The sequence below is a fragment of the Ferranicluibacter rubi genome, from assembly GCF_011603255.1.
In the GTDB taxonomy this organism is placed as follows: Bacteria; Pseudomonadota; Alphaproteobacteria; order Rhizobiales; family Rhizobiaceae; genus Ferranicluibacter; species Ferranicluibacter rubi.
Map to the genome: position 1 here is coordinate 63420 of NZ_JAANCM010000008.1, position 17418 is coordinate 80837.

Genomic DNA, 17418 nt, shown 5'->3' on the forward strand with positions numbered 1-17418 from the left:
GGCAGGGGTTGCGCGCTCCAGGAGAGAAATTGGATGCGGTTTATCAATCCGATCCCGTTCGTCATCGACATCCAGCGCTCGAAGGAATTCTACCGATCTATCCTCGGTCTGAAAATCGTTCAGGATTTCGGAAACTTCGTGCTTTTCGAGACGGGCTTTGCGATCCATGAGGGACGTTCATTGGAGCAGACGATCTGGAGGCAGGCGGCTCCCTTGCAAGCATCCTACGGGCATAGAAATATGCTGTTGTATTTCGAACATGAGGATGTCGATGCGGCCTTCGAAACCATCGCACCGCACGTCGTGCTGATCCATCCCGTCGAGAGGCAGGCATGGGGACAACGTGTGTTCCGCTTTTATGATCCGGACGGGCACGCCATAGAGGTCGGTGAGCCACAAACGCCCATGCTTTTGGAGACGCCGTGACGGTCATGATTTGCAAAGACCGTAAGCGGTATCGATTTCATGTCGTTTCGAAGGCTACCCGGTGTTACCGGCATGGGGCGTAAGCGCATCATCGTCTAGCCGCCCGAAAGCGCAAGCTGCGCGGCGAGCGCGCCGAAGGCCAACGCAAAGCTGTGCCGCATCCACATCTGGACGGTCGGGTTCCGGAGGATGTGACAGCACAGTGCATCAGATCGCCATTCCCCTCAGCGAAGCATCACCTGCCACGATCGCGTGGCTGAACGAACGCTAAGAGACGCGAGAAAGAACGAGTTCTGTAACTCGCGCTCTTGTCGCACTCCCCCTGAACGCTTTCCTTCGGCACCCTTTCCTTAAGAACCCGTGAGACGTTACCATTTGTATCCCAGACGCGCGCTGATCTCGCGGCCCGGCGCATCCGTCGTGAAGTAATTGTCGACATAGGCATAGTGACGCTTGTCGAAGAGGTTCGTCACGTTGAGGCTGAGGCTCAGACCCTCGTAGTCCTTTCCGAGCGCGGCGAAGTCGTATTTTACATGCGCATCGAAAAGCGTCGCGGCCGGTGTTTCGCGATAGGGCTTTTCATACTGGCTGGAGACATAGTTGCCGATATGGCGCACGCCCCCGCCGAGCGTCAGGCCGCCGAGCGCATCGTCCGCCTGGAACGTATAGTCCACCCAGAGCGACGCAGTGACATCTGGCGTGTTGAAGGCCTTGTCGCCGACGAGGCTGGAGTCCGCGTCTTCGGTGATCTCGCCGTCGAGATAGGCCGTGCTCGCCGTCAGATCCCAACCGGAATCGAGGCTCGCCTTGATCTCGGCCTCGATGCCGCGCACGCCGATTTCGCCGGTCTGCACGGAGAAAGGCGTGTTCGGCACCGCCGAGACGTTGTTCTGCTGTTTCAGGTCGAAGGCCGAGAGCGTTACCATCGTGTCGGTGCCGGGAATCTCGTAGCGTACGCCGATCTCGTATTGCTGGCCGGTCGTCGGCTTCCATGTACCGCCATCCGCGCGCATGCCTTCCTTCAGCGCGAAGGATTCGGAGTAGCTTGCATAGGGTGCAATGCCGTTATCGAACTGGTAGGTCGCACCGACGCGATAGCTGGTCGCTTCATCTGTCGCATCATAGGCATAGAAGGGATTCTTGACGTCGCTTCTCGCCCAGTCGTGGCGAACGCCCACCATGAGGGTCAGCGCATCCAGGCGAACGACGTCCTGCAGGTAGATCCCCGTCTGCTCGGAAAGATTGTTGTTGCGAATGGCGATCGGAACAGGGTTGATATGACCATAGACCGGATTGAAGACATCGATCGGGTCGATCGCCATTTCGCCGTTCTGGTTTGCACTCTTCAGTCGGTTGTAGTCGAAACCGACAAGCAAAGAATGCGAGGCGGCCCCGGTGTCGAATTCAAAAGCCAGGCGATTGTCGATCGCTAAGGACTGGGCCTGATTGCGATAGACATAGGCGACACGGTCTGCGGTCCTGAGATCGTCGCGCAGCCCGGATATGTACGCGCCCGCATAGTCGTTGTCGTGCTCTCCGTAGCGAACGGTCTGGCTGAACGTGATCGCGTCGTTGATGCGGTGGTCGAACACGGAGCCGATGTTCCAATATTCGCTATCGTAGTGATCGAAAGCCTTGTCGCCGCCGGTGCGATGGCGGGGGATCGAGCCGAACGGGTTCGACAACAGCGTGCCCCGGAGTGGCAACGACTGGTAGACGCCGCCATCGTCCTTGGAATATTGGCCCAAGAGGGTCAGCGACGTGTCCTCGTCCGGCTTCCAGGTGAAACTGGGGGCGAGGAACCGGTGGTCGTCGGGCTGGAAATCGACCTGCGTGTCGGCGTTGCGGTTGACGCCCACCAGGCGGTAAAGCAGCGTGCCGTCGGCGTCGAGCGGCCCCGAAACGTCGAATTGCTCCTGGAGCCTGTCGTAGCTGCCGCCCTCCAGGGTGACTTCGCCACGCGCCTCGTCGGTCGGCCGCTTGCTGACGGCGTTCACCAGACCGCCGGGCGAATTCGCACCGTAAAGCACGGAGGCCGGCCCTTTCAAAATCTCCAGGCGCTCGAAGTTATAGGGTTCGGGCTTGGTGACGGCGGTCAAGGCACCGCCCGACGTGGCGAGGACGCCATCCAGATAGAGCGCCGGCTCGAAGCCGCGCACCGTTATCGGGTCGCGCCGCGTATCGCCCGCGCCTTCCAGGCCGCCGAGCACCCCCGGCGTGTAGCGCAGCGCTTCCGTCATGGTCTGCGCGCTTTGGTCCGCGAGTTGGTCGGCGGTAACGATGTTGACGGCTTGCGGCGTCTCCATGAGGGAGGCGTCGGTCTTAGAGGCGGTCGCCGTGCGCTTGGCGACATACCCCTCAACTGGCCCGAAGGCCGTCTCGCCATTGCCATGGACGGTAATGGGTTCGAGGACCGTCGCGCCGTCGGCGGCCGGCCCCCCAGCATCCGTCGCCGCCGATGTCACAAGGATGGAGGAGGCGTCGGTGAAGGTGTAGTCGACGCCGGTGCCAGACAGCAGACGGGCGATCGCCTCCTCGCGGGTCGCAGATCCGGAAAGCCCCGGTGAGGTCTTGTCGCGGGCAACCGAGGCTTCATAGGCGATCTGGGTACCCGACTGGCGGCCGAAGGCGGCAAGTGCGGCGGAGAGTGGGCCCGCCGGGATCGCGTAGATCTGGGGTTGGGCTTTGGTTTGGGCGAGGGCGGGCGACGCCACCCATGTTCCGGCGGCCATCGCCGGCGTCACCAGAATGGTCACGACTATCCCCCTGCGGCCGATACCGGCCAGCCACGTCATGGATCCCCGTCTCATGCAAAAACTCCGTCTTCAAGCATCATTGGCATGGCTTTTCCGCCATGCGCCCCGATAGGCTCTACGAACGGGGTTGCGGTTTTTTCCCTTTTCTTGATTAGACGCGTGAGATGACCATCATGAAGGAACCGGCGCGGCGCACCTTCGCACCGAAAGGCCGGACAACGGCTTCGAGGGCCCGCTGGGGATCGCTGAGGTCGAAGATGCCGCTGACGAGGCGCGCGCCGAGGAACGGATCCGCGATCACGACCTTTCCCGGCAACCAGCGGGAGAGCCGGGCGACGAGCGCCGCGACGCTTTCCCGCTCCGCGACGATCATGCCCTTGCGCCAGGCGGCGATCTGCGACAGGTCGCGCGTGCCGCGGCTGGCGATGCCGCGCATTTGCGGATCGAAGACGATCCAGTCGCCGGCCACAAGTTCCGCGCCGGCCTGTCCGTCCTGCGTGCGCGCCGCGACCCGTCCGTGCTCGACGGAGACGGACACCATGCCGGCATCGTTGGAAACGTCATAGGCCGTGCCGAGCGCCGTCGCGGTGACGGCGTCCGACAGAACCGAGAAGGGCCGGGCGGCGTCGCTTGCGACCTCAAGATAGGCCATGCCGGCGAGCAGCCTGACGGTGCGCGACGCGGCCGCATAATCGACATCGATCGCGCTTGCCGGCCCGAGCGTCACCACGCTACCGTCTTCCAGATCGATCCGGCGGATTTCTCCTTTTGCGGTGACATGGTCGGCCCGAAGCTCGATGACGAAATCGGGAACCATGAGCGACCCGGCTGTGAGTGCGCCGGTGCCAGCCAAGGCGGCGATCAACAGGGTGCGGCGGCTGACACCGCCTTGCGCGAGGTCCATCGGCTCATAGCGCTCGGTCAGAACCCGGCCGGCCATGCCGTGGATTTCGGCAACGCGTTTCCAGGCTTGCTGATGGGCTGGACTGCTGGCGATCCAGGCATTCACCGTATCGATCGAGATCCGGTTGTCCGGATCCCCCTGCAGGCGTATGGCGAGATCGGCCGCCTCGCGGAAGAGGCGCCTGTCCTCTGGCAACTCGTTCATGATCGTCCTTCGCGCCGATCTCACCGTTCCGCTGCGATCCTCATAGATCCTCTACGAACGAAGCCTCCGGATTTTCCATGAGGATGTCTATTACAGGCCGTTGAGGCGCGCATCGATATGTTCGTAGGCATCGCGCAGAAGCGTCCACGTCCGTGTGGTGGAAAGTCCGATCGTGGCGGCTGTTTCCGCGATGGTCAATTCCCCCAGTCGGTGCAGTTCGAAGGCGCGGCGCGTCCTCTCCGGCAATTCGGCAAGGGCCATCTTTGTACGCTCCAGACGCTGGCGGTCGTAGACGATCGTTTCGGCGTTCGGCGCGTTATCGGCGATCTGGGCAAATTCATTGTCGCTGAGATCGACCCGGATCAGGACGCGCTCACGGCGCTGATGATCGATACGCAGGTTACGAGCAATGCGGAAGAGATAGGCGACCGGGTTATGCATCCCCAGCGTCTCTTTCGGCGGGCAGGCCAGCACACGCACGAACGTATCCTGCGTCAGATCTGCAGCCGTCTCGGCCGTCAGGCCTCGCCTGCGCAACGTGCGCGCGATATCCTTCGCGTGGTTGCGGAAGAGGCCCGAGAGATCCCAACTCATGACGGTGTTCTCAACCCTTTCGGGCAACAGGCTGTCGGACGTTGCACCGATGATGCGATGGCGCACTGCCATTCCCTTAACCCAAGCTAAAACATGTCTCTAACTATCATGTTATCGAAGGTTGGCAAGCGACGATCGTAGGTGCCGTGATGGGCGGCAGGGGGGTGCGACTTTGCAATTAGAGGCTCCGCGATGAACGAAATCGCCGGTCACGATGTCCGTTTTGGACGAATTGCAGCCATGCTCTCCCCGTATGGGATATGGGCACGTCCCATGATTTTGATACCAGGGTTCTTGGCTTCATGATCCTGAAGCGCAATCATGTGGAATTGCACCTGACCTTGCCCTACGTCTCGCTAGTCCTGTCGGCGGCGGCCGCGCAGGATCGTGTGGTGGCTGACGATGTCGTAGCCCATGCGGCGTGCGATCTCCTGGTGGAGTTGCACGATCTCGTCGTTCGGGATCTCGATCACCTCGCCGGTGTCGACATCGACCAGATGATCGTGCTCGCGCCGCGGTGTCAGCTCGAAACGGGCGGAAGCGTCCTCGATCGCCAGTTTCCGGATGATGCCGGCCGCCTCGAGGGAGGACAGGGTGCGGTAGACGGTCGCCAGCGACACGGTGTCGTCGATCCTGCGCGCGCGCGACAGGATTTCGTCAGCACTCGGATGATCGGCTTCCGCGGCGAGAACGCCGATGATCGCCAGGCGCTGTGGCGTCACGCGCAGATCCGCCGCGCGCAGGAAGCTCGCATAGTCCGTCGAGGGTTGATCGCCGTCCGTCACATTTGTCATGAAGCCCTTTTACGACAAGCCTATCGCGCCATCAATATGAGAATGCGTCGCATTTGCTCTTGATAAATGCGAATGCATCGCATTATCATCTACGGGAAGGCGGTGGCATTTCTCCCGTCCGCAGCTTGCTGGAGATGATCTCATGCGCCGATCCCGTATCCTCGCCCTTGCGACCGCCCTTTTCGCCGCCGCCACGCTTCCGGCCTGGGCCGGAGAACCCGGAGACAGGTTTAAGGTCGTGACGACCTTCACCGTCATCGCCGACATGGCCCGGAACGTCGCCGGCGATGCCGCCGAGATCGTTTCCGTCACCAAGCCCGGCGCGGAAATTCATGGTTACGAGCCGACGCCGCGCGACATTCTCGCCGCTCAGGACGCCGACCTCATCCTTTGGAACGGGATGAATCTGGAGCGCTGGTTCGAGCAGTTCCTCGGCCATCTCGGCGAGGTTCCCTCCGCCACGGTCAGCGAGGGCGTGCAGCCCATCCCGATCTCGGAAGGGGCCTACGAGGGCATGACCAATCCCCATGCCTGGATGGGTCTCGACAACGCGCTGATCTATGTCGACAACATCCGCGACGCGCTGGTGCGCAACGATCCGGCGAACGCAGAGGCCTACCGGGCTAATGCGGACGGCTACAAGCAGAGGATCCGCGCCACGATCGAGCCGCTGCGCGCCCGCATCGCCGCCATTCCACAAGAGCGGCGCTGGCTTGTCACCTGCGAGGGCGCGTTCAGCTATCTGGCGCGCGACTTCGGTATGCAGGAACTCTACCTCTGGCCGATCAATGCCGACCAGACCGGCACGCCCCAGCAGGTGCGCAAGGTCGTGGACGGCGTGCGGGAGCACAAGATCCCCGTCGTATTCTGCGAGAGCACGGTCAGTGCCGCCCCCGCCAAACAGGTCGCGCGCGAGACCGGGGCGGCCTTCGGCGGCGTCCTCTATGTCGATAGTCTGAGCGAGGCTGACGGGCCTGTGCCGACCTATCTCGACCTGCTGCGAGTGACCTCGCAGACCGTCGCGGACGGACTCGGCGCGGTGAGCGAATGATGGCCGCTACGGACAAAATGGCCCGGACCGCAACGGCCGAGGCGCCGAACACGACCGAAGGCATCGTCGCCCGGAACGTGACGGTGACCTATCGCAATGGCCACACCGCGCTCCGCGACGCCAGCTTCGAGGCGCCGCGCGGCACGGTGACGGCGCTCGTCGGCGTCAACGGGGCGGGCAAGTCGACGCTGTTCAAGGCGATCATGGGCTTCGTGCCCGCCTCGCGCGGCGAGATCCGGCTTCTCGGCCGCACGGTGCGCCAGGCCCTGCGTGAGAACCTCGTTTCCTACGTGCCGCAGGCGGAGGAGGTGGACTGGACCTTCCCGGTCCTCGTCGAGGACGTGGTGATGATGGGGCGCTACGGGCATATGGGCTTCCTGCGCCGTCCGTCGCGGCGCGACAGGGAGGCGGTCGATACGGCGCTCGGGCGCGTCGGCATGGCGGACCTGCGGCTTCGCCAGATCGGCGAGCTCTCCGGCGGCCAGCGAAAGCGCGCCTTCCTGGCGCGGGCTTTGGCACAGGACGGGCAGGTGATCCTTCTCGACGAACCCTTCACCGGCGTCGACGTGAAGACGGAAGACCAGATCGTGGCGCTTCTGCGCGAGATGCGCGACGAGGGGCGCGTGATGCTGGTCTCCACCCATAATCTCGGCTCGGTCCCGGAATTCTGCGACCGCACCGTCCTTGTCAAGGGAACGGTCCTCGCCTCGGGCCCGACGGAAACGGTCTTCACGCGGGAGAACCTGGAGCATGCCTTCGGCGGCGTCCTGCGCCACGTCAAGCTCGGCGCCCGCGTCCTCCATGCGGACGAGGACCCGCGCGAGGTCTCGATCATCACCGATGACGAGCGGCCCTTCGTCCAATACGGCGCCCCCTCGCGCCGGAGCGGCGAGGAGGAGCAAACATGATCGCGCTTCTCCTAGAACCCTTCGGATACGGCTATATGACGAACGCCATGTGGGTCAGTGCCCTCGTCGGTGGCGTCTGCGCCTTCCTGTCCGCCTATCTCATGCTGAAGGGCTGGTCGCTGATCGGCGACGCGCTGAGCCATTCCGTCGTTCCCGGCGTCGCCGGCGCCTACATGCTGGGCCTGCCCTTCGCGCTCGGCGCCTTCATCTCGGGCGGCCTCGCTGCCGCGGCCATGCTGTTCCTCTCGGAGCGCTCGGGGCTGAAGGTGGACGTCGTGATCGGCATCATCTTCACCTCCTTCTTCGGCCTCGGCCTGTTCATGATCTCGATGAACCCCGTGGGCGTCAGCGTCCAGACCATCACCTTCGGCAACATCCTCGCCATCACGCCCGAGGACACGCTGCAACTCGCCATTATCGGCTTCGTCTGCCTCGCGGTGCTGCTCGCCAAGTGGAAGGACCTGATGGTCACCTTCTTCGACGAGAACCACGCCCGCTCGATCGGTCTGCGGCCCGGCCTCCTCAAGGCGGTGTTCTTCATGCTTCTGTCCGCCGCGGTGGTCGCGGCCATGCAGACGGTCGGCGCCTTTCTCGTCATCGCCATGGTGGTGACGCCAGGCGCGACGGCCTATCTCCTCTGCGACCGCTTTCCCCGCCTCATCGCGCTCTCCGTGGCGATCGGCACCGCCACGAGCTTCGTCGGCGCCTATGCCAGCTACTTTCTCGACGGGGCGACGGGCGGCATCATCGTGGTGCTCCAGACGCTGATCTTCCTCCTCGCCTTCACCTTTGCGCCGAAGCACGGCATCCTCGCCGCACGGCGGCGCGCCCGACGCGTGGAGCCCCACCCCGGCGAGCCTGCCGGAGGGGAGGGCGCATCATGAGCCTCGAAACCCTTCTCCTGCCGTTCCAGCTGTCCTTCATGCAGAACGCCTTCCTGATCTGCTTGATCGTGTCGGTGCCGACGGCGCTCCTGTCCTGCTTCCTCGTCCTCAAGGGCTGGGCGCTGATGGGCGACGCGGTGAGCCATGCCGTGCTGCCGGGCGTGGTCCTGGCCTGGATCCTCGGCCTGCCTCTCCTGGTCGGAGCCTTCGCCGCCGGCATGGTCTGCTCGGTGGCGACGGGCTATCTCTCGGACAACAGCCGGGTGAAGCGCGACACGGTGATAGGCGTCGTGTTTTCCGGCATGTTCGGGCTCGGCATCGTCCTCTACACCGCGATCACGACGAACGAGCATCTCGACCACGTGCTCTTCGGCAACCTCCTCGGCGTCGGCCTGCCCGATCTCGCGACATCCGGCACCATCGCGCTCGTCGTTTCGCTCGTCCTGATCCTGAAATGGAAGGATTTCCTGCTGCATGCCTTCGATCCCGCGCAGGCGCGGGTCTCGGGCCTGCGCACGGGATGGCTGCACTACGGGCTCCTGACGCTCCTGTCGCTGACCATCGTTGCCACGCTCACCTCGGTCGGGCTGATCCTGGCGGTAGCCCTGCTCGTCACGCCCGGCGCCATCGCTTTCCTCGTCACGCGCTCCTTTGGGCGGATGCTGGCCGCCTCCGTCGCCGTCTGCGCCGTCTCGATGGTGGCGGGAACCTATGCCAGCTTCTTCCTCGACAGCGCCCCGGCCCCGACCATCGTCCTCGTCCTCAGCACCCTGTTCGTCCTCGCGTTTCTCGGTCGCATCGCCGCCGTCCGGTCGGGCGCCCGCGCCGACACCCCGGCCTGATGACACTGGCCCTCCGGCCGTCGCCGGAAGGGCCTATCGACCAAGCCAGATGGGACGATTTTTAAGGATACATTTTAACACTCTTAAATTCATTGCGCTCATACTGATTCGTGTTGATGACGGTGGTTTTGATGCGTCGTGTAATTCAGAAGTCCCTTTTGATGGGCCTGCTTTCGATTGTTGCTTCCTTGGCTCTTTCGTTCGCCATCGTTCCATTGCTCGGAGGTCAGGTGGCGGGCGCAGGTCTGTTCATGACGATCTTCTGCCCCTTGGCGATATCGATCCCAGCCTCGGCATTCCATTTTAGCCAGTCGGAAAAAATTCGACGGGCCGAAGCCACGACGACCGAAGCTTTGCAAAAGCTTGCGGATGCCTATGACGCCCTTCGATTCCAGTCTCGCAGAGATGGCCTTACAGGCATTCTCAACCGGACCGCATTCCTGGAAGACCTGGAGGCAGCCCGTCAACAGGGCGTAGCCGGTGCGTTGCTGTTTCTGGACCTGGATTATTTCAAGTCGATCAATGATCGGTATGGTCACGCAACCGGTGATGAAGCCCTCCGGTGTATTGGCCGGATCCTGACCCGCTATCAGTCACAATCCGATTTCGCGGGACGTCTCGGCGGAGAAGAATTCGGGCTTTTTCAAAGCGATATGACGTTCGAGGACATGCTTGATCGGAGCGAAGAGATCCGGGAGGAGATCACCCGTGTTGTCTTCTTTTCACCCTCGGGCTCCGAAGTGCGGATATCCGCGAGCATAGGCGCGTGTCTTTGCAAGCCGGGTTTTGATCCAGCGGGCTGCCTGAAGGCTGCAGACGAAAACCTCTTTCAGGCTAAGGCCCTCGGCCGGAACCGGGTCATCGCGTGACCGAACGCATGAACAGCTTCTGATCTTTATATACGCCAAGGCTACGGATTTCGCTGCCGGTGTCGCTGGCGCTGTAGATGGTGAACACGCCGTGCGGCGCGTCTCCGCCGCTGTCATCCTCAGGCTTTGAGGCACGAGCCTTTTCATAGATCGGCAGTCTCAACAACGGCTTGCAAGAGCCGCGGATTTCTGCATAAACATGAGTATTGCGTTCACCTTTATAAGGTCACCCGTCGATCTCTCTACGGCAGCTATATCGAAGGTCTGGACATCGCAGTTCGGAGATCCTCTGACCGTGCGGCTTGGAGATGACCAACCTCGCTAACAAGGCTTACTGACAAAATAGCTACTATCTCGGAGCGCCAAGGACAGTGGCATTTTCAATCCAGAAGCAATTCTGATCGTCGCAATCGCGAACGGTCCCTTCTGCAGACTGTGGTGGAAACGTTGGGGTTACAGATTGGTGTTTTCGGAGCCTGAAACCGGGCGGACTTTTCATGCTTAGCCTTTCACGCCAGTTCTGGGTTCTCATTCACCGCTGGGCAGGCCTCACCATTGCCCTCTTCCTCATCGTGGCTGGGGCGACGGGCGTTCTGTTGCCATTTGAAAAAGACCTTCGAACGATGGTCGAGCGCCTCATGTTCGACGTGCAGGCGCCTCTTCCCGGGGCAAGACCGCTGGATGCTATTGTGCTCGCTGATCTTGTCGAACGGCAAACGGGTGGCAAGGTTCTGTTTCTTCCGCTTTCCGTGCCAGCGGACCGTATTATGAGTTTCAGCGTCGGTCCCGTCGATACGAACCATCCGCTTCCTTTCGATATGGTTTGGAGCGATCCCTACACCGGCACTGTGAAATTGAAATTTCGCAGCGGCGTGCTGGCCGACGGGCCTCAGAATATCGTGCCTTTCATCTACCGGCTCCACTACAGCTTGGCCGCAGGCGACTGGGGTATTGCGGCTTTCGGCGTGGCCGCACTGGTCTGGACGGTCGATTGTTTCGTCGGTTTCTATCTGACGCTGCCCATGCGGAAAAAGACGGAACCCAAGCGACGCGCGGGAAAATCCTGGTGGGCGCGGTGGAAGCCTGCATGGAAGATCCGCAAAGGCGTTCGAGGCCACAAGCTGAATTTCGACCTGCATCGCGCCGGAGGGCTTTGGCTCTGGCCGTTCCTGTTCGTCTTTGCCTGGACAAGTGTCGGTTTCAACCTGCCCAGCGTCCATCGTCCCGTCATGAGCGTCCTCGGCGCCTCCGACGACATGCCGCCGACGGGAACCCGGGAGCACCTGCTAGAGCCGCCCATCGGGTTGCCGGCAGCACGGGAGATGGCGCGCAGTCTGATGCAGACGGAAGCCGAGAAGCGACATTTCACGATCGAGGACGAGGGCTACATCTTCTACGATCAGGACCATGGTCTCTATCGCTACAGCGCCCATACCTCCCTCGATCCGGCTGACGACGTTGCGCAGACCGGCCTCTGGCTGAGTGCCGTCGATGGAAAACTTTCACGGTTTGAATCGCCGACCGACGGAACGATGGCCGATAAAACCATGAACTGGATGTACATGCTCCACATGGCGCATGTGTTTGGTCTGCCCTACAAAATCCTTGTCTCGCTGACGGGCGGGATGGTGACCATCCTCAGTCTGACCGGCGTATTGATCTGGATGAAGAAGCGATCCGCAAAACGGCAACGTGGACGAGGGACAGCATCGCCGGCCTGAACCTCTCAACGGCGATCGCCATCTCGTGGAACACCACCCAACGCGGCCGGCCCGTCGCCGACCAGCGAAGATCTCAACGCTGCAAGCGGGCCAGCATAGCGTTTTGATATACTCACATAACGTATGATAATAAGAAGATGTGCTTTCTCGATTGAACCCTCGACGAAGGCCCCACATACTCTGTGTCATAACAATGACAAAGAGGGTAACATGTTTAAATCTAACATCATTCTGGCGCACGCCTATCGCCTCTCCACGTCCGCCATGGCCGGGCTCCTCGTCCTCTGCATGGGCTCGGCCAGCGCTGAAACGCTCCGGCTCGCCCATGCATCGAGCTCGAAGAGCCTGATCCAGGAAGCTGTCGTCATGTTCGCCGATACGCTGGCCAAGGAAACGAAGGACGGACTGACGGTGCAGATTTTTCCTGATGGTCAGTTGGGCGACGAAGGGCCGATTGCGGATGGCGTCGGCTCCGGTTCGATCGACATCGGCCTCGGCGGCGTTGCCGATGCGATCGATCCCAAACTGAACGTCGTCACCTTGCCGTTCCTGTTCTCGGATGCCAAGGCGGCACATGCCTTTCTCGACGGGCCGGTGGGCAAGAAGGTCTTCGACACCGGTGCCGACAACGGCTTCAAGATGCTCGGTGCGCTCGACTCCGGCTTCCGCCAGTTCGCGACCGTCAGCACCTCCATCGCCACGCCCGCGGACATGAAGGGTCTGAAGCTGCGCACCCCGCCGAACCCGGTCATTCTCACGACCATCGAACAGCTGGGCGCCTTGCCGCAGTCGCTGCCGTTCGGCGAAGTCTACACATCGTTGCAGTCGCATGTCGTTGACGGCGTCGAGCCGGAAATCCGCGATTTCGCGGACCAGAAATGGTATGAAAGCGCGAAGTTCCTGTCGGTCTCGAACTACATCTGGACGCCGAACTACTGGTTCATGAACAAGGAACGTTTCGACGGCCTGAGCCCGGAGAACCAGGCTGCCGTCCTCAAGGCTGTCGATGTAACGACTGCCTGGTATCGCGGCAGGCTCGATGACGTCTACGCAAAGGTCATCGAGGACCTCAAGTCCAAGGGCGTGACGGTGACGACGGTGGATGCGGGACCGTTCCGGGCCATGGTCGATCCCGTTTATGCGAAATTCGGAGCCGAATGGGGTGCGGACTTCGTGTCGTCCGTTCGCACGGCCGCCGCCGGCCGATAATCAAAGCCTGCAGAACGCCCGAGCGATCATTCGGGGGTTCTGTGTCGCCTGATTGTGAACTCCTCCCTCCTATCCTGGAAACCCCATGAAACACCTCGCGTCTTCAGCGGTTCTGGTGATGACGGTCATTGGCGTCCTGGTCGTCGTCGGCTTGATCCTGTCCACGGGTCTTGGCGCCGTCGGACGATACCTCGGCCTGTCCGGCATCACATGGTCGTTCGAAATGGTCGGCATCCTGTTCCTGTGGACCACGGCCATCGGTGCCGTTCTCTCTGAGGTCGCCGGTGAGAACGTCTCCATCGACGGCAACACCTCGACAAGCGGCCGCAATCGCTGGTTCCGCATCTATCACAACCTCGTTCTTCTGAGCGTGGCTGCCGCCTTTCTCTGGAGCGGCCGGGCGATGCTGGCCCGCACGGGTTTCGTGCCCACGCCGGTGATGCGCGCACCCAGCTGGACCGTTCAGAGCATCATCGTCTTCATGGGAGCGACGCTGGCCGTCATCGCCCTGGCACGTATCGTTTCAGCCTTCCGGGAGCGCGCTCGATGACTCTTCTCGTTCTTTTCGGCGTCTTCGCCGTAACGCTCTACACCGGTGTACCCGTCGCCTGGTCGATCGCGTTCTCCACGCTCGTCGTCATCTTCTGCGGTCTGGTTCCGTTGCCGCCGTCCTGGTTCGCCCAACAGGTCTACATGGGCGCCGATTCCATATCCCTCGCATCCATTCCCCTGTTCCTCGTCGCCGGCGGCATCATGAACGAGGGTGGCCTGACACGCCGGATCATCGACCTTGCCAATGATATGTTCGGCTGGGTTAGGGGAGGTCTCGGCGTGGTCAACGTCGCGACCTGCATGATCTATGGTGGCATCACGGGATCCGCGACGGCCGATACGGGCGCGGTGGGTGCCATCATGATCCCGGCCATGGCCGAACGCGGCTATCCCCGCGACTTTTCGGCAGCCGTCACCGCTGCGGCCGGTACGCTCGGCATCATTCTGCCGCCCAGCGTGGTGATGATCATGTACGGCGTCATCACCGATACCTCGATTGGCGGCCTGTTTGCCGCGGGCATCATTCCTGGCTTGATGCTGGCAATCACATTCGGGCTCACCGCCTGGTGGATCGGCGTCCGGGAGAACTTCCCGAAGTCGGACACCCGCCCGACGCTTTCGAGCTTCAGCCGGCATCTTGTTCGCGCCCTTCCGGCATTGATGATGCCGATCGCTGTGCTCAGCTCCATGCTGAGCGGACTGGCAACGACGACGGAGGCCGCTTTCGTCGCCGTCGTCTGGGCGCTGCTGGTGGGCGGCCTGCTCTACCGGGAGATCACCTGGGCGGGTCTCTGGAAGATCGGGGTCGAGACGGTGCGTATGACCGGTGCGATCATGATCATCATGGCCGTCTCCGTGCCGTTTTCCTGGATCCTCACCGTCGAGCAGATCCCGCAATGGACGGCAGGACTGCTTCACGCCTGGGGTGCCGGTCCAACCATCACGATCCTTCTGATCCTGGCACTTTTGACCTTCGTCGGAACCTGGGCGGATCTCGGGCCGTCGCTGATCATCCTGGCACCGATCGTTCATCCGATCGGCGTCGAAGCCGGGCTGCAGCCGTATCAGCTCGGGCTGATCTTCACGATGGCACTCGGCATCGGCCTGTTCACGCCGCCGGTGGGCACCAACATCTTCGTCGTCTGCAATGTCGCCAAAGTGGGGGTGAACGCGGTCACGCGCAGGCTCATTCCGTTCTTCATCACCAGCAATATCTGCCTTCTGCTCGTCGCCTTCATTCCCGAGACGACGGAATGGCTGCCGCGCTACTTCGGATTCTAGAGCCCGCAGCGGCACAACACATGGACACCCTACAATGACCAAACATCTGGTTGGAGGTATCTCCAGCGCCGGCCGCGCCTTGCCTTGTCTCAACGGCGAACCCTTCCTCGCATGCCGCTCCGAGGGCGCCTATGTCTGGGACGGTGCGCAGCGCCGTTACATCGATACGGCGCTCGGTTTCGGCGCCACCGTGATCGGCCATGCCCACCCGGCGGTCGTCGAGGCGGTGACGGCCGCCGTGCGCAACGGACCGATGCCGGCTTTCGCCCATGACGGAGAAGAGGAAGCCGCCGCCTTGCTGACCTCGGCCACGAGACATCTCTCAAGCGCCATCTTCACGAATACCGGCAGCGAGGCGGTACATCTCGCCTGCCGGCTCGCGCGCGCAGCCACGGGGCGCACCCAGATCGCCAAGATGGCGGCCGGCTATGACGGGTGGTATGACGATGTTACGCTGGGACAGGCCGGCTCCGTCGATGCGGACATGGTGGCAAATGCCAGACCGACACGCGAGCGCACCACCCTGCTGCGCTTCAACGACTTCGACGACGTCGATCGTCTGTTTGCGGAAAGTAACGACATCGCCGCCGTCATCGTGGAGCCCATGCTGGCCAATGCGGGGTGCATCCCGGCAGCGCCCGGCTATCTCGCTCATCTGGAAGCGACGGCGCGACGCCATGGGGCGCTGGTCATCCTCGATGAAGTGCTGATGGGCTTCCGCACGGGCTTCGGCCTTGCGGGACATGGCCTCGGCATTGAAGGTGACATTGCCACTGTCGGCAAGGCCATCGGCAGCGGCATCGCCGTTGCCGCCGTCGTCGGCCGCCCTGAGCTGATGGCGCTGGCCGAAGCGGGAGCGGTTATTCGTGCAGGCACCTATAGCGGCAATCCCGTTGCCACGGCGGCCGTGACAGCCACGTTCCGGCTTCTCAAGGATCTCGAATACGCCGCGCTTCAGGCGCGGGGCCATCGGTTGCGGCAGGAGATCGGCACTGCGTTTTCTGATCAGGGCCTGACGGTGGCGACATCCGGGGAAGGCTCCGTCTTCACGATCTGGTTTTCCGATAGCGCACCCTCGACCTATGCGGAGGCAAAGGCCAAGGCAAGCGCCGCCCTGACGCTCAGGCTCCATGAGACCTTACGCCGTCGCGGACTGTTGATCATGCCGTTTGCTTTCGGCCGGCTTTACCTGTCCGATGCCCATTCCGATGCCGTCATTGGGGATATGGTCGGCATCTTCAGGGATGCGGCGCGTGACATGGCGGCGTGAAACCGGTCGCATAAGTTTTCGTCCACGCGCCGATGATGGCGGCAGGCGCGTTCGGCTGATCCGGTCAAAGCTGCTGGAAGTGCGAGCGAACGAAACTTGCGACCGTGCGCACCGCAGCGCGGGCGCCGTGTGGCACGAGCAGCGCGATCTCCAGCGGTTTCAGGAGCGGCAGGTCGTCATCCTGCGCGTTCAGACGGCGATGTCTCGATGCGACCACGGAGGCCGGCAAAGCGGTCACGGCTGCGCCCGCATCGAGCGCGGCCTGTATCGACGGCAGATGCGACGACGTCCATGCCGCACGCCACGGAATGCCGGCTTCCGTGAGCGCGTGCACGATATGCGGTCGTGCACGACAATCCTTCTCGGGAAACAGAGCGAGGGGCAAGGGGCGCTGGTGTTGCGTTTCTCCCTCCGCAGGCCCGCACCAAATGAGTTGCTCCCGGCGCAGCAACTCGCCGACAACGGAATCCGGAGCGCGCGTGATGATGGCGAGGTTGATCGTGCCATGCTCGACCATCGATTCCAGCGAGCGAGAAAAATCGCACTGGATCTCGACCTGGATGCGCGGGTTGGCCCGAGAAAACTCCTCGATCAAGGGCTTTCCGAACAGCTCGATATAATCGTCCGGCATTCCGAGCCGCACATATCCGCGCATCGAACCGGGATCGAGCGCCGCCAAAGCCTCGTCCTCGATGGCGATGATGCGACGGGCATAGCCGATCAGGATTTCCCCGGTTTCCGTCAGGTGTACACCGCGTCTGGTCCGGTCGAACAGCTTCCTGCCGATCTGACTTTCAAAGCGGGCAATCAGCAGGCTCACCGCGGCCTGAGATTTGCCGATCCGCAAGCCGGCCGCGGTAAAGCCCCCGGCGTCGGCCACGGCCACGAAGGTCGCAAGCGCATCTGTATCGAAGTGCTGCATGGAAGCCCGGATCTCGCTTCAGGAGGGCGCGCTACCCAACCAACCGAAATTTCAGGGCCGAGTAAACGCAACCCTATCGATCCTCGCCGCCGTTATCCTTGTCAATATCGTAATCGCGGAAACCCTAAGCTCTTTGCACGTTTGCTTGGACAGCAGGGGCTCATCGCAGGCCTCAAGAGTCAGCTTACCATGCGCTCCGGATGATGACGTTCGCGGAACTGCACCGCATGC

16 protein-coding genes are annotated in these 17418 nt (G+C 62.2%); 11 read left to right on the top strand and 5 right to left on the bottom strand.

Features of this window, described 5'->3' with window-relative positions; all coding sequences use genetic code 11:
- Nucleotides 1-33 precede the first annotated feature (33 nt).
- Nucleotides 34-426 carry a VOC family protein gene (locus tag G8E10_RS15925; protein WP_110801420.1) on the top strand — a complete coding sequence of 131 codons (393 nt, stop codon included), beginning with the start codon at nucleotides 34-36 and terminating at the stop codon, nucleotides 424-426.
- 368 nt (nucleotides 427-794) lie between these two features.
- On the opposite strand, the gene G8E10_RS15930 is transcribed toward G8E10_RS15925, so the two are convergent.
- From G8E10_RS15930 to G8E10_RS15945, 4 genes are all read right to left on the bottom strand, one after another.
- Nucleotides 795-3236 carry a TonB-dependent siderophore receptor gene (locus tag G8E10_RS15930; RefSeq protein WP_167129988.1) on the bottom strand — a complete coding sequence of 814 codons (2442 nt, stop codon included), beginning with the start codon at nucleotides 3234-3236 and terminating at the stop codon, nucleotides 795-797.
- Nucleotides 3237-3333: 97 nt separating this feature from the next.
- On the bottom strand, nucleotides 3334-4290 hold the full coding sequence (locus tag G8E10_RS15935; RefSeq protein ID WP_110801418.1) for a FecR family protein: 957 nt from the start codon (nucleotides 4288-4290) through the stop codon (nucleotides 3334-3336).
- 90 nt (nucleotides 4291-4380) lie between these two features.
- Nucleotides 4381-4956 carry a sigma-70 family RNA polymerase sigma factor gene (locus G8E10_RS15940; protein WP_343289816.1) on the bottom strand — a complete coding sequence of 192 codons (576 nt, stop codon included), beginning with the start codon at nucleotides 4954-4956 and terminating at the stop codon, nucleotides 4381-4383.
- A gap of 284 nt (nucleotides 4957-5240) precedes the next feature.
- Nucleotides 5241-5678 (bottom strand): Fur family transcriptional regulator, encoded by a 438-nt coding sequence (locus G8E10_RS15945; protein ID WP_110801417.1) that lies wholly within the window; start codon nucleotides 5676-5678, stop codon nucleotides 5241-5243.
- Nucleotides 5679-5820: 142 nt separating this feature from the next.
- Between G8E10_RS15945 and G8E10_RS15950 the strand changes: the two genes are divergently transcribed.
- The 10 genes from G8E10_RS15950 to G8E10_RS15995 all read left to right on the top strand — a co-directional run bounded on the left by G8E10_RS15950 (nucleotide 5821) and on the right by G8E10_RS15995 (nucleotide 16265).
- The gene (locus tag G8E10_RS15950; protein WP_110801416.1) at nucleotides 5821-6729 is read left to right on the top strand and encodes a metal ABC transporter substrate-binding protein; all 909 of its coding nucleotides are present in this window, start codon (nucleotides 5821-5823) and stop codon (nucleotides 6727-6729) included.
- Nucleotides 6730-6746: 17 nt separating this feature from the next.
- Entirely contained in the window at nucleotides 6747-7637 is an 891-nt protein-coding gene (locus G8E10_RS15955; protein ID WP_132664947.1) for a manganese/iron ABC transporter ATP-binding protein, read from the top strand.
- Nucleotides 7634-8521, top strand: a complete 888-nt coding sequence (locus tag G8E10_RS15960) for a metal ABC transporter permease (protein WP_181425227.1) — start codon at nucleotides 7634-7636, stop codon at nucleotides 8519-8521. The genes G8E10_RS15955 and G8E10_RS15960 overlap by 4 nt, the downstream gene beginning before the upstream one ends.
- Entirely contained in the window at nucleotides 8518-9363 is an 846-nt protein-coding gene (locus G8E10_RS15965) for a metal ABC transporter permease (RefSeq protein WP_110801414.1), read from the top strand. The genes G8E10_RS15960 and G8E10_RS15965 overlap by 4 nt, the downstream gene beginning before the upstream one ends.
- Nucleotides 9364-9479: 116 nt before the next feature.
- Nucleotides 9480-10232 (top strand): GGDEF domain-containing protein, encoded by a 753-nt coding sequence (locus G8E10_RS15970; protein WP_281517617.1) that lies wholly within the window; start codon nucleotides 9480-9482, stop codon nucleotides 10230-10232.
- Nucleotides 10233-10729: 497 nt separating this feature from the next.
- On the top strand, nucleotides 10730-11953 hold the full coding sequence (locus G8E10_RS15975) for a PepSY-associated TM helix domain-containing protein (RefSeq protein WP_110801412.1): 1224 nt from the start codon (nucleotides 10730-10732) through the stop codon (nucleotides 11951-11953).
- Nucleotides 11954-12163: 210 nt separating this feature from the next.
- Nucleotides 12164-13162 carry a TRAP transporter substrate-binding protein gene (locus G8E10_RS15980; RefSeq protein WP_110801411.1) on the top strand — a complete coding sequence of 333 codons (999 nt, stop codon included), beginning with the start codon at nucleotides 12164-12166 and terminating at the stop codon, nucleotides 13160-13162.
- 85 nt (nucleotides 13163-13247) lie between these two features.
- The gene (locus tag G8E10_RS15985; protein WP_110728699.1) at nucleotides 13248-13712 is read left to right on the top strand and encodes a TRAP transporter small permease; all 465 of its coding nucleotides are present in this window, start codon (nucleotides 13248-13250) and stop codon (nucleotides 13710-13712) included.
- The gene (locus tag G8E10_RS15990; protein WP_110801410.1) at nucleotides 13709-14995 is read left to right on the top strand and encodes a TRAP transporter large permease; all 1287 of its coding nucleotides are present in this window, start codon (nucleotides 13709-13711) and stop codon (nucleotides 14993-14995) included. Before G8E10_RS15985 ends, G8E10_RS15990 begins: the two co-directional genes overlap by 4 nt.
- A gap of 34 nt (nucleotides 14996-15029) precedes the next feature.
- Nucleotides 15030-16265 carry an aspartate aminotransferase family protein gene (locus G8E10_RS15995; RefSeq protein WP_167129989.1) on the top strand — a complete coding sequence of 412 codons (1236 nt, stop codon included), beginning with the start codon at nucleotides 15030-15032 and terminating at the stop codon, nucleotides 16263-16265.
- Nucleotides 16266-16329: 64 nt separating this feature from the next.
- Here G8E10_RS15995 and G8E10_RS16000 read toward each other — a convergent pair whose 3' ends face one another.
- On the bottom strand, nucleotides 16330-17187 hold the full coding sequence (locus G8E10_RS16000) for a LysR substrate-binding domain-containing protein (protein WP_110801409.1): 858 nt from the start codon (nucleotides 17185-17187) through the stop codon (nucleotides 16330-16332).
- Between the last annotated feature and the right edge of the window lie 231 nt (nucleotides 17188-17418).

Bases quoted from the DNA above. Each gene is read 5' to 3' on its own strand.
- G8E10_RS15925 (WP_110801420.1), top strand. From the start codon at position 34: ATGCGGTTTATCAATCCGATCCCGTTCGTCATCGACATCCAGCGCTCG.
- G8E10_RS15930 (WP_167129988.1), bottom strand. From the start codon at position 3,236: ATGAGACGGGGATCCATGACGTGGCTGGCCGGTATCGGCCGCAGGGGG.
- G8E10_RS15935 (WP_110801418.1), bottom strand. From the start codon at position 4,290: ATGAACGAGTTGCCAGAGGACAGGCGCCTCTTCCGCGAGGCGGCCGAT.
- G8E10_RS15940 (WP_343289816.1), bottom strand. From the start codon at position 4,956: ATGGCAGTGCGCCATCGCATCATCGGTGCAACGTCCGACAGCCTGTTG.
- G8E10_RS15945 (WP_110801417.1), bottom strand. From the start codon at position 5,678: ATGACAAATGTGACGGACGGCGATCAACCCTCGACGGACTATGCGAGC.
- G8E10_RS15950 (WP_110801416.1), top strand. From the start codon at position 5,821: ATGCGCCGATCCCGTATCCTCGCCCTTGCGACCGCCCTTTTCGCCGCC.
- G8E10_RS15955 (WP_132664947.1), top strand. From the start codon at position 6,747: ATGGCCCGGACCGCAACGGCCGAGGCGCCGAACACGACCGAAGGCATC.
- G8E10_RS15960 (WP_181425227.1), top strand. From the start codon at position 7,634: ATGATCGCGCTTCTCCTAGAACCCTTCGGATACGGCTATATGACGAAC.
- G8E10_RS15965 (WP_110801414.1), top strand. From the start codon at position 8,518: ATGAGCCTCGAAACCCTTCTCCTGCCGTTCCAGCTGTCCTTCATGCAG.
- G8E10_RS15970 (WP_281517617.1), top strand. From the start codon at position 9,480: ATGACGGTGGTTTTGATGCGTCGTGTAATTCAGAAGTCCCTTTTGATG.
- G8E10_RS15975 (WP_110801412.1), top strand. From the start codon at position 10,730: ATGCTTAGCCTTTCACGCCAGTTCTGGGTTCTCATTCACCGCTGGGCA.
- G8E10_RS15980 (WP_110801411.1), top strand. From the start codon at position 12,164: ATGTTTAAATCTAACATCATTCTGGCGCACGCCTATCGCCTCTCCACG.
- G8E10_RS15985 (WP_110728699.1), top strand. From the start codon at position 13,248: ATGAAACACCTCGCGTCTTCAGCGGTTCTGGTGATGACGGTCATTGGC.
- G8E10_RS15990 (WP_110801410.1), top strand. From the start codon at position 13,709: ATGACTCTTCTCGTTCTTTTCGGCGTCTTCGCCGTAACGCTCTACACC.
- G8E10_RS15995 (WP_167129989.1), top strand. From the start codon at position 15,030: ATGACCAAACATCTGGTTGGAGGTATCTCCAGCGCCGGCCGCGCCTTG.
- G8E10_RS16000 (WP_110801409.1), bottom strand. From the start codon at position 17,187: ATGCAGCACTTCGATACAGATGCGCTTGCGACCTTCGTGGCCGTGGCC.